Below are 12,006 nucleotides of genomic sequence, written 5' to 3' on the forward strand. Positions count from 1 at the left end.
CACTAATATATTGCATATAGCATTTTAGCAAAATAATCATCTTAGGGGGAACATATTATGAATGACAAACTATCATTTTCATCTTACTTTGTAGTAGGAGTCATGCTATTTGCATTGTTTTTCGGAGCGGGCAATTTAATTTTCCCAGCACAGCTTGGTCAAAATGCTGGAACAAATATTATACCTGCAGTTGTAGGCTTTTTGATTACTGGCGTCGGTTTACCTTTTCTAGGTATCTTAGTGATGGGGTTTTCAGGAAGTCGGAATTTACAAGAACTATCTGGTAGAATTCATCCAATCTATGGGGTAATTTTTACTTCTCTATTATATTTAACGATTGGACCATTTTTTGCAGCTCCACGTACGGGTGCAGTAGCATATGATATCGGTTTTGCACCATTTGTCGGAAAAGGTTTTGAACAAACAGGGTTAATTATTTTCACATTATTATTTTTCGCAATTACTCTATGGTTTTCTTTAAATCCAGCAAAGCTAGTCGATCGCGTTGGAAAAATCTTGTCGCCAGGTATTATTATTCTTTTACTTGTTTTATTAGTAATGGTGATTGTTAAACCGATGGGATCAATAGAGGCTCCACAAGGTGCATATACAGGCAATGCATTTATGAAAGGATTTACGGAAGGATATAATACAATGGATGCATTAGCTTCACTTGTATTTGGTATTATTGTCATTAATGCTATCCGTTCAATGGGTGTGAATTCAACCCGTGGAATCCTTGGTGCAACGGCAAAATCGGGATTTGTTGCCATTGCCTTTCTAGGTATCATATATGTGGGAATCGCCTATTTAGGAGCGACAAGTACAGGAAGATTCGGTCTTTTTGATACGGGTGGCCCTGTCTTAGGGAGTGCAGCATCCTATTATTTCGGTATGACGGGAACGGTTATGTTGTCCATTATTATCCTGCTTGCTTGTTTAACGACAAGTATTGGCTTAATGACAGCGTGTGGGGAATACTTTCATACACTATTTCCGAAAATTAGCTACAAAGTTTTCGTTACATTTTTCACAACCGTTACATTTATCATTGCTAATTTTGGACTTGCTAATATTATTAATTATTCAATTCCCGTATTAATGTTTCTTTATCCATTAGCCATTGTATTAATGTTATTAACCTTCTTGTCACCGCTGTTTAATCACTCACGAGTGGTTTATGTTTCAGCTACATTTGTTACATTTTTAATTAGTATTATTGATGGGATTAAAACGTTTTGTGACCTGTTTAAAATGGAGTATCCGGGTTGGGTAGCCGATATTATATCTTTCTATGAGCGGTTTTTACCTTTCTATAAAGAGGGACTTGGATGGTTGCTTCCGGTTCTTATTGTAATTCTAATCACAGGAATTATTGTGCGCTACCAACGATATTCTGAAGTACACGCCTAAGAAAAACGAAAGCGCCTCAAGGTGCCAGGTGTTGTAGCTAGCTAGATAGATAGAAAAAGCCGGTTCCTCGAGGAATCGGCTTTTTCTCATTTTATTGAATGGAATTCTTCAATCGCACGGAGCCAGTTTTGGCGCATGACTTGTGCGACGTCAGTCACGTTTTGATCTTTCATTAAATTAATGATAGTTCGATGTTCATCAATGGATTTTTTAGTTAGGATAATGGAGTTATGAAAAAATAACCTTCTAACATGAGCTTGCAAATCTGCAACGATGGAATGTATGTAAGGATTTTTTGCAGTATCAACAATAATTTGATGAAATTCTTCATCTATTCTTAGTGCAGCAAAGTAGTTTTGTGAGTGAATGGCTTCTGCAAATCTCTCATTTGTACGTTCAAGTAATTTGATCACTTCATCATTTAAATGTGAGATGGCTAGTTCAGCGGATAATGCTTGTAATGAAGCCAACGGAGGTAGCAGATCTTTAATCGATTCTTTTTTTACCTCTGTTACTTGTGTTGCTTTACCGGGATACATTTTTACGAAACCTTGGACTTCGAGCAGTTGCAAGGATTCCCTTATTGGTGTTCGACTAACACCTAGCGCTTCCGCAAGCTCGGAGTCATTTAGTTTTTCACCAGGCTTCAATGTGCCTTCAATAATCCATTGTTGGATTTGGTTAAATGCATTTTCCTTAGCGGATTTGCGCTTAGGTCTCAAATGATTAATCGGTATCGGCATGTCGATTCACCCTCAATAAAATTTTGTGTAATATCTATTATATAGTATACATGAAAAATCAAGGAAATGATATGCAATATATTACAGTGGAGGTGTTGGTTTTATACCAAGTGATATGAAAATTAAGGTTGACGTAAAAAATGTAGTTAGAATAATATGAAAATAGGAAATGTATGAAGGAGGATTATTATGCCAACAACTTTGTAATGGTTCGTTAAAATATATTTGTATGCTTGTTTTCATATGACCATTACAAGGGACGCATAGTGATTCTGTTGAAATCCGGCGGATACCTGATAAGGTCATTCCGCATGTAAAATACTACAATTGCTATTTAGCGTTCCTCATTAATAGGAGGAATAAATAGATGAGTAGTCAGTTGAGAGAGTTTCCAAGCGTTGAAACACAGCGATTAATTTTAAGAGAGCTTACAGTAGAAGATGCTTTTGATTTCTTTTCATATTATTCGGATCGTGAAATTTCAAAATACTTAGATTGGTATGGACCGCAATCCGAAGAACAAGCGATTAAAATGATTCGTTATTGGGAAAAGCAATTTCAAGAAGGTACCTTTATGCGATTCGGAATGGCGTCAAAGACCGATAATAAGATTATTGGTACGATTCCGATAAACCCCGTTCGTGGGCCTTTTGAGTGGAAACTTCCAATTGTTATAGGTTATGAATTATCACGTGATTATTGGAATCAAGGGTTGATGACAGAGGCTTTGAAGGCTGTCATTACGTATGTATTTGAAGGATTAAATAATCATCGTATCATTGCAGAGGTTTTTCCAGAAAATCTGGCTTCACTAAAAGTGTTAGAAAAGCTCGGTTTCCAAAAAGAAGGATTGTTAAAGCAGCATTTGTATCATGAAGGAACAAAAACCTGGCATGATGTGATTACATTGGCGCTATTAAAATAATGAATAAAGTTTAATTACAACCCGAATAATGGTCAAAGTTGGAAAGTGACCATTATTCGGGTTTCTATGTTCTGAGGTTACCTATTTCTTTTTTTCTCAATATAGTATTCGATGCCATCTAGAATTCTTTCAAGTCCAAATTCAAAATCATCTCCTACGTTATTTTCCTCGTTATTTTCTTCTGTATAGGCACCTGAAATAACGACATTGTAAAGGTCCGGAAAGCGTTCGGGTGTGACTAACTGCTTGAGTGCAGCACTATAATCCTGGCCACTTATGGCACTTTGCTTTTTCCCTGACTGAATCGCTTGGTTGAGATCTCGTTGAATCATTCCGGATGAGCGTGCATAACTACTTAATAAAAGTGCAACCGACATTTTTTCATGATCGTTTAATGGAAGTTCATTCATTCCACGCAATGCCCAGTCCACAATTTGAAGGTTGTTTGGGGTGAGAGGAACACTGGAGACCGGAATATCTCCAAACCAAGGATGCTTGTAAAAAACTCCAATACACGCTTGAACATACGTCCGCAAGTTTTCACGCCAAGTAGTTCCTTGTTTTATTGGTGGAATAGGGATATCGCATACTGCATCTTGCATAAGTAATAAAAGATCGTCCTTGCTAGGTATATATCGATAAAGTGACATAGGGGTAAACCCGAGCGAGGCTGCTACCTTGTTCATAGAGACTGCTGCAAGTCCGTCCTTATCAGCGATTGTTATCGCTGCATCAACAATTTGTTTTAAATTCATTTCCCGTTTTGGTCCCCGCCGAGGCTGTTTAACTAAGCCCCAACTAAGGGCCACACCACGAGGTAGATTGTCCTCAAATTGATCATTCATTTTTGTTTCCTCCTAGATTTTAGATGTGTTGAGCAGTTTGTATACATAATCGAACTATTAAAGTAAATATCATAATAGTTGAATAACCTCAATAATTTAAACAGTCGCTTGTATTAAAGTTATATTTTCTGTTTTTTATTATAAAATCTTGTTGCATTTTAATTGTATACGTAATATACTGTGTATGCAATAAACAGTTTATGATATATACAATTGTAAAGGGGAAGATATTATGGATTCATTATCTATCGAAATAACAGGGCTTAGAAAAAAGTTTGGTCATCATATAGTACTTGATGGGATAGATTTGTCCGTTCCATCTGGAAGTATTTTTGCCCTGCTTGGCCCAAATGGCGCGGGAAAAACAACAATAATTAATATTTTATCTACGTTAGTATCCCCCGATTCGGGGACTGTGCGTGTCGCAGGCCATGATGTTGTCACGGATATAGAAGGAGTAAAACAATCTATTAGTCTTACAGGTCAGTATGCAGCGGTTGATGAAATATTAACGGCGGAGGAAAATCTCCGTATGATGGGCAGACTCTCAGGTCTAAGTGCAGAAGATGCAAGATCTAGAACTGCTGAACTTCTAGAATATTTTGACCTTGTGGAATCCGCGCATAAACGGGTCAAAACATTCTCCGGAGGTATGCGCCGCCGTTTGGATTTGGCAATCAGTTTAGTTGTTAGCCGTCCCGTTTTGTTTCTCGATGAACCAACAACAGGACTGGATACGCGTAGTAGAAGGGTATTATGGGAGATTATTCTAAAGCTTGCTGCTAGTGGAATTACAATATTTTTAACGACTCAATATTTAGAAGAAGCTGATCAATTAGCAGATAATATTGCTGTTATTGCTAATGGCCGCGTTTTGGCACAGGGAACGGCAGAGGAACTTAAATCACAAATCGGGGGAGAGGTTATTGAGATTCGAAATGAAAAAGATGAAGTGATCCATGAATATCCAACGGACGGAAGTATTCGTGAGTTCATTCAAGTACTGGAACACTTTTCCAATGTTGAAGCAGGTGAAAATCGAATCAGTATTCGAAAACCGAGTATGGATGATGTGTTTATTGAATTAACATCTCAAAATAAGGAGGCCATTTAATTATGTCGAAAATGAAGGAACTTTCTTTTGGTATTACAAATGCTATCTTTATAGGAAGAAGCATCCGCCATAGTTTGCGAAATGTTGAAGCATTGGTCATGGCAATCGCTCTTCCTATTATGCTAATGCTGCTTTTTACGTATGTATTTGGTGGCGCGATTGATGCAAGTGGGGAGTACGTATCGTATGTGGTTCCAGGTATTATTTTGCTTTGTGCAGGATTTGGGTCATCAAGTACAGCGGTTGATGTCGCAAATGATATGATGAATGGCATAATTGATCGGTTTCGAACAATGCCTATTAAAAGCCATTATGTAATTACAGGGCATGTAGTTGCTAGCTTAGTACGTAATTTAGTAGCTACTGTAATTGTCATTGGAGTAGCGTTTCTTGTTGGCTTCCGGCCATCTGCTAGTTTTTTGGAATGGGTCGGTGCATTAGCTGTTATTATACTATTTATTTTAGCATTAACTTGGCTCTATGCAGCTATCGGTCTGATTGCATCCAGCCCAACAGCAGCCAGTAGTTATGGATTTGTTCTTCTATTCCTTCCATACTTGTCAAGTGCATTTGTTCCAACGGAAACAATGCCGAAATGGCTTCAAGGGATAGCAGAAAATCAACCTTTTACTCCCATAATTGAAACGATTCGAGGATTGCTTACAAATACACCAGTAAATAATAGTGCCTGGTGGGCGATAGGATGGTGTTTATTCATTCTTATTGGATCGTTTGTATGGTGTAGGTGGTTGTTTCGTCGCAAGGCGGGTCGTCGATAAAAGGACTTTCATAAATAATTTAGTGTCTTAACAAATTAAATAATTCAAAAGGCACTTGAATTATACTGAAAATTTGATAGAGTTAAAATATAATATTTCTTCGGCCCTAGCCGTTTCACCGCGGAAGGAAGGGAAGAAACGGATGATGCATTATTTATATCGACTGTTTAGATTTCATAGCTATTCTTTACAGAGTAGCGTTAATGAATCATAAAGCCAGTCTTTATCACGAAAGTATGTGATAGAGCTGGCTTTTTTGAATTACAAAAACTTCATAAAGGAGGAGATAAACTTAATGGATGATGAGGATTAATATACATATCAATCCATTAAAAAGTGATCAATAAGATGCAATTTTCTTTTTTCCTTCGTCTTAGAACTACATACTACCATTATTAAAGTAAGTGGATAGGGGGAATAAGATGTCAAAAAATAACGATTTTAGCAAAGTGTTATCACGGGCAGATGTTATTGTATTAGCTTTTGGAGCAATGATTGGTTGGGGCTGGGTCGTCTTATCAGGGGATTGGATTTCAAAGGCTGGATCATTAGGTTCAATGCTTGCCTTCCTTATTGGAGGCATTATGGTTACCTTTGTTGGTTTGGTTTATTCAGAACTTACAACAGCCTTGCCGAAAACAGGTGGCGCCCACCATTTTGCTCAAGAGGCATTTGGTTCAAAAGCGGCATTTATCGTATCGTGGTCGATTTTATTAGGATATGTTTCTGTCGTTGCATTTGAGGCAGTGGCATTACCAACGGTTATAGAATATATCTTTCCTAATTATCAAGTTGGTTATATGTGGACGATTGCTGGATGGGATGTTTACTTTTCCTGGGTGGCAGTCGGAATGGTCGGATCGATTATAGTTACTTGGATTAACTTTATTGGGGTAAAACAAGCGGCAGTATTGCAATTAGTTTTAACTGCCTTGCTAGCAATCGTAGGTCTTTTCTTAATTTTCGGTTCAGCTTTTGGTGGAGAAGTAAAAAATATGGATCCTCTTTTCACTGGAGGAATGGCTGGACTGATGGGAGTAATGATTATGACTCCATTTATGTTTGTCGGATTTGATGTTATCCCACAAATGGCTGAGGAAATGAATATTCCGAAGAAAACAGTTGGAAGGGTTCTTCTCTTATCTGTCGCTTTAGCTGTTCTATGGTATATTTTTATCATTTTAGGTGTCTCATTATCTTTAAATGAAGGTCAGTTGAAGGTATCCAGTTTACCAACAGCTGATGCAATGGGTGCGGTGTTTGGTTCAGCCGTGTTCTCCAAAATATTAATATTGGGTGGAATAGCCGGGATATTAACGAGTTGGAATGCATTTATTATTGGCGGCAGCCGTGTTATGTATGCAATGGCTCAAGACGGGATGCTGCCTGGCTGGTTTGGAAAACTTCATCCTAAATATAAAACACCGAAAAATGCCATTTTAGTTATTGGATTACTCGCTACGGTATGTCCGCTTCTTGGACGGCCAGCACTTGTTTGGTTGGTCGATGCAGGCGGATTATCTATCGTTATTGCTTACTTTATTGTTTCATTATCCTTTGTCGTTCTACGAAAAACGCAGCCTAAACTGCCAAGACCGTTTCAGGCTGGAAAAAGTAATATTGTTGGAATTTTAGCCTCAATACTAAGCATAGGCTTTATCGTATTGTATATGCCTGGTATGCCGGCTTCATTAGTTTGGCCTTATGAATGGATTATCTTTGGAGCGTGGTGGGTTGCTGGTCTGTACTTCTTTATGAAAATACCTAAAGTGGAAAGGATTCAAACGAGTACTACAGAACAAACATTTAAGGAGTGATTGGAAATGATGAAAACAGATGTCCATGAAATGTTGATCGATTTAGATAAGAAGCACTTTATCCACCCAACATCTTCTTTAAAACAACAAAATGAAAGCGGTGCACCTTTTATTTTTACGAGTGGAGATGGTGTGTATTTGACTGATACCTCAGGTCAAAAGGTGCTTGAAGGCATGGCCTCGCTTTGGAATGTGAATGTTGGATATGGTCGTAAAGAATTGGCTGAAGCTGCATATGACCAAATGACAAAGCTTGCGTTTACGAATTCGTTTTCCTCCATGAGTAATGAGCCTGCAATCCGACTGGCTAGTAAGTTAGCAGAACTTGCTCCTGGAAATTTAAACGCTGTATTTTTTACATCCGGAGGATCGGAGTCAAATGATACGGCATATAAATTGGCTCGATATTATTGGAAGCTTAAGGGACACGCGGAGAAGAAAAAAATTATTTCTCAAAAGAAAGGCTATCATGGTGTAAACATTGGAGCGACAAGTGCGACAGGGATTTCACCATTCCATTCCTTAACCAATTCCCATGCACCTGATTTTGTTCATGTAGCCACTTTTTCCTTAGATTCCCTCCGAGAATGTATTCAAAAGGAGGGTGCGAATCATATTGCAGCATTTATCACTGAGCCTGTTCAAGGTGCGGGTGGGGTAAATATAGCTCCTGATGGATATCTTCAGGAGGTACGGAAAATCTGTGATGAGAATAATATTTTGCTTATTGTTGATGAAGTCATTACCGGTTTTGGTCGTACTGGTAAGATGTTTGCATGTGAGCATTACGGAGTGACCCCAGATTTAATGTTGTTTGCGAAGGGAGTCACTAGCGGGTATATTCCACTAGGTGGTGTAATGGTAACGGATACGATTCATCAGGAGTTAATTGATTTATCAGAAGGAGTACTTCTTCACGGCTATACGTATAGTGGTCATGCGACGGCTTGTGCAGTAGGGTTAAAAAATATAGAGATCATTGAAAATGAGAATTTAGTAGAGAATTCAAGAATGATGGGTGAAGAATTGCTAAATGGTTTTAAAAGTCTTCAAATGGAATTCGATTTTATCGGTGAGGTTCGAACACTTGGTTTAATTGGTGCAATCGAAATGGTTAACCCGGAAACGAATAATCGCTTTGATACGTTGATCGCCCCACGTGTGAGTGCAGAGGCAGCAAAGAGAGGTTTAATTGTTCGGACAGTAGGATTTGAAGGAATGGATACGGTCGTTTTCTCGCCGCCACTTATTATTAATAAACAAGAAATTCACGAACTTATTTCTATTTTGAGAGAAGCATTAATTGCCGTTCAAAAAGGTTTATAGGAGGGGAAAACAATGTTAATTGGACAAAAGGAAAAAGGGATATTTATAAATGGAGAATGGCGTGAAGCGTATTCGGGTGCTTATCGGGCGATTACTAACCCAGCAACTTTAGAAAAGCTGACGGAAATATCGTATGGAGGAAAAGAGGATGCTCTAGAAGCTATCGAGGAAGCAAAAGCTGCTTTTCCTTCTTGGTCGAAAAAAAAAACGGCAAGAGAACGTTCAAGGTATTTGTACAAAGCATATGAAAAGATGCTTGAAAATAAAGAGCAGCTTGCACAAATTTTAACGTCGGAACAGGGGAAGCCTCTTTCAGAAGCTCGAACAGAAATCGAATCAGCCGCGAGTTACTTATTGTGGTATGCAGAGGAAGCAAGCCGTGTTTATGGAGAAATCATTCCACCATCTAACGCAAATAAGCGGTCACTCGTTATTCCGCAAGCAATCGGTGTAATTGCTGCGATAACGCCATGGAATTTTCCTGCCTCAATGGTGACTAGAAAACTTGGACCTTCTTTAGCTGCCGGTTGTACTGTAGTCCTGAAACCTGCATCACAAACACCATTAACGGCAATGGCCATCGTGAAACTTTTTGAAGAAATAGGTCTTCCAAAAGGAGTATTGAATCTAGTTGCAGGTGACGCAAGAGCTGTTGGAGAGGCGTTGACACAAAGTCCAGATGTTCGTTTGATTACATTCACTGGTTCAACAGAAGTAGGAAGAGATTTAATGAAAAATAGTTCCCAGCATATAAAAAAGTTATCACTAGAGTTAGGCGGACACGCACCAATTCTTGTTCTAGAAGATGCTAACCTTGAAACAGCCGTTGATTTAACAATTGCAAGTAAATTTAGAAACTGTGGGCAAACTTGTATTTGTGCGAACAGAGTCTATGTACATCAGAAGATTGCTGAAGAATTTATCGAAAAACTATCGGAAAAAGTAAAGAACCTTAAAATCGGTAATGGGAATGAGGATTCAACGGTCATCGGTCCAATGATTGATCAAAATGCGGTGGAAAAAGTAACAGAACATGTCGAGGATGCTTTGAAACATGGTGCGTCAATTGTAGCTGGGGGAAAGGAATGGAATGGAGGATTAGGCGGTCATTTCTATGAACCTACTGTTCTTGTAGATGTAAATGAACGAATGAAGGTTATGAACGAAGAAACATTTGGACCTGTTTTGCCGATTGAAACATTTGATTCATTGGAAAAGGTAATTGAAAAAGCAAATCAGCTTCCATATGGTTTAGCAGCCTATATTATTACTGAAAGCACGAACCGTCTATTTCAGCTGACAGAAGCATTAGAGTACGGCATTATAGGGGTGAATGATGTTTTTCCAGCAACAGCAGAGGCACCGTTTGGAGGGATAAAAGAATCAGGGTTTGGAAAAGAAGGTGGAAAGGAAGGAATACTAGAGTTTGTTGAAATGAAGTATGTTTCGATAGGTATGACGAAATAAACATTTTAGGCAAAAGCAGGAGAAAAAGCTTGCGATAGAGAATCTGTCTTAACTAAGCATAAAATGACAGGATAGAAAGTCATTCCCCTTTTAGAATGTAAGTAAGGAGTGAGCGATATGGCATGGGTGGAATCATTACAAAAGGCAATTAACTACATGGAAGAGCATTTGCTGGAGGAGATAACAATTGATGATATAGCTAACCAAGCTAACGCTTCAACGTTTCACTTTCAGCGAACATTTTCAGTGCTAACTGATGTCTCTGTAGGTGAATATCTTCGTCGGAGACGCTTAACACTAGCAGCCGAAGAATTAGCAAGAACAAATGCTAAAATTATTGATCTCGCCTATAAGTATGGCTACGACACTCCCGAGGCTTTCACTAAAGCCTTTCGTAAGCAGCACGGGATAACCCCAAGTGATGCACGTAAAGGCATTGGAAAGCTGCAATCTTATAACCGCCTGATGATACAGGTGAATCTGAAAGGGGTAGAACCAATGAAGTACAGTATTGTTGAGAAAGGTGCATTTCAAATCGTCGGAATTAAGCGAGAATTTTCATACGCGAACGGTGAAAATCTTGTCGGTATTCCAAAGCTTTGGGATGAAGTCAATGCAAATGGAACAGATGATGAGCTATTCAAGGTAAACAATGGTCCGGTTAATGGGGTGCTAGGTGTCTGCGTCGATAATGGTTCAACGCGACCGCAACAAATGGATTACTGGATCGCCGCTGCTCACGATGGTGATGTTCCTGATAAATTTGAAAAGCTGGAGCTACCTGCTTCTAAATGGGCTGTATTTGAAGTTCACGGTCCAATGCCTGATGCCATGCAAAAAGTGTGGAAACAGATTTTTTCGGAATGGTTCCCATCCAGTGGCTATCAACATGCGGGGACGCCAGAATTGGAAGTATATCCAAATGAAGACGCATTTAGTCCCGATTCCTATTCTGAAATTTGGATTCCGGTAAAATAAGATGTGAAAAAAAATCCTTTCAAAACGAAAGGATTTTTTTCTTGACTATGGCTATTTATCAGAGTAAATTAATATTTATCATTGTGAATAGTTCATAATGGAACAATTCTAAAATAGACAAAAGGAGCGATAAAGATCAATTGAATCAGCTTTCATTAGAAATTCTTCACGCATTCGATCATGTACAACAAAATGCGAGGAAAATCTTTCAAAAAACAGCTTCCGATCATAACCTCTCGATCCCACAATTGGTATTACTAACGAAATTGGCACCACAAATAGAAATGACACAAAAGGAGCTAGGTAAGGAAACTCAGCTACCGAAAAGTACATTAAGTCAGGCCGTTGATGGTCTTGTTTTAGCTGGATTGATTCATCGGCACCCTGTTGAAGACAATCGAAGGGAAATGCAATTGATATTGAGTGAGAAAGGCAAGAAATTTTTTAAGACGATTTGGGTTCAAAAGGGAAGTATTCATCATGCTTTCGAATGTGCACTTCAAACATTTTCTGAAAAGCAATCCGAAGATTTCCTTGCTGCACTTCGCCAAATTGCACTATTTTTAGAAAAAGAAATATTAGAACAAGGAGAATGATTG

11 protein-coding genes are annotated in these 12,006 nt (G+C 38.6%); 9 read left to right on the forward strand and 2 right to left on the reverse strand.

What is annotated here, in order from left to right:
• The first annotated feature begins 57 nt into the window (after window positions 1–57).
• Window positions 58–1,413 carry a branched-chain amino acid transport system II carrier protein gene (gene brnQ / locus I5776_RS01410; protein WP_202778636.1) on the forward strand — a complete coding sequence of 452 codons (1,356 nt, stop codon included), beginning with the start codon at window positions 58–60 and terminating at the stop codon, window positions 1,411–1,413.
• Between the two features lie 86 nt (window positions 1,414–1,499).
• On the opposite strand, the gene I5776_RS01415 is transcribed toward brnQ, so the two are convergent.
• Window positions 1,500–2,156, reverse strand: a complete 657-nt coding sequence (locus I5776_RS01415) for a GntR family transcriptional regulator (protein ID WP_202778637.1) — start codon at window positions 2,154–2,156, stop codon at window positions 1,500–1,502.
• Window positions 2,157–2,523: 367 nt separating this feature from the next.
• Between I5776_RS01415 and I5776_RS01420 the strand changes: the two genes are divergently transcribed.
• The gene (locus tag I5776_RS01420) at window positions 2,524–3,081 is read left to right on the forward strand and encodes a GNAT family N-acetyltransferase (protein ID WP_202778638.1); all 558 of its coding nucleotides are present in this window, start codon (window positions 2,524–2,526) and stop codon (window positions 3,079–3,081) included.
• A 77-nt stretch (window positions 3,082–3,158) separates the two neighbouring features.
• Here the strand turns inward: I5776_RS01420 and I5776_RS01425 are convergent, their stop codons facing one another.
• Window positions 3,159–3,926 carry a TetR/AcrR family transcriptional regulator gene (locus I5776_RS01425; protein WP_202778639.1) on the reverse strand — a complete coding sequence of 256 codons (768 nt, stop codon included), beginning with the start codon at window positions 3,924–3,926 and terminating at the stop codon, window positions 3,159–3,161.
• 232 nt (window positions 3,927–4,158) lie between these two features.
• Between I5776_RS01425 and I5776_RS01430 the strand changes: the two genes are divergently transcribed.
• The 7 genes from I5776_RS01430 to I5776_RS01460 all read left to right on the forward strand — a co-directional run bounded on the left by I5776_RS01430 (window position 4,159) and on the right by I5776_RS01460 (window position 12,003).
• Window positions 4,159–5,040, forward strand: a complete 882-nt coding sequence (locus tag I5776_RS01430) for an ATP-binding cassette domain-containing protein (protein ID WP_202778640.1) — start codon at window positions 4,159–4,161, stop codon at window positions 5,038–5,040.
• A 2-nt stretch (window positions 5,041–5,042) separates the two neighbouring features.
• Window positions 5,043–5,819 (forward strand): ABC transporter permease, encoded by a 777-nt coding sequence (locus tag I5776_RS01435; protein WP_202778641.1) that lies wholly within the window; start codon window positions 5,043–5,045, stop codon window positions 5,817–5,819.
• 422 nt (window positions 5,820–6,241) lie between these two features.
• A complete protein-coding gene (locus I5776_RS01440) occupies window positions 6,242–7,636 on the forward strand; it encodes an APC family permease (RefSeq protein WP_202778642.1) in 1,395 nt (464 codons plus the stop codon).
• A gap of 6 nt (window positions 7,637–7,642) precedes the next feature.
• Window positions 7,643–8,962 carry an aminotransferase family protein gene (locus I5776_RS01445; RefSeq protein WP_202778643.1) on the forward strand — a complete coding sequence of 440 codons (1,320 nt, stop codon included), beginning with the start codon at window positions 7,643–7,645 and terminating at the stop codon, window positions 8,960–8,962.
• Window positions 8,963–8,974: 12 nt separating this feature from the next.
• Window positions 8,975–10,429, forward strand: a complete 1,455-nt coding sequence (locus I5776_RS01450; protein WP_202778644.1) for an NAD-dependent succinate-semialdehyde dehydrogenase — start codon at window positions 8,975–8,977, stop codon at window positions 10,427–10,429.
• A gap of 117 nt (window positions 10,430–10,546) precedes the next feature.
• Window positions 10,547–11,407 carry an AraC family transcriptional regulator gene (locus tag I5776_RS01455; protein WP_202778645.1) on the forward strand — a complete coding sequence of 287 codons (861 nt, stop codon included), beginning with the start codon at window positions 10,547–10,549 and terminating at the stop codon, window positions 11,405–11,407.
• Between the two features lie 140 nt (window positions 11,408–11,547).
• Window positions 11,548–12,003, forward strand: a complete 456-nt coding sequence (locus I5776_RS01460; RefSeq protein WP_202778646.1) for a MarR family winged helix-turn-helix transcriptional regulator — start codon at window positions 11,548–11,550, stop codon at window positions 12,001–12,003.
• Window positions 12,004–12,006: the final 3 nt, after the last annotated feature.

This window comes from Heyndrickxia vini (genome assembly GCF_016772275.1).
Lineage (GTDB): Bacteria > Bacillota > Bacilli > Bacillales > Bacillaceae_C > Heyndrickxia > Heyndrickxia vini.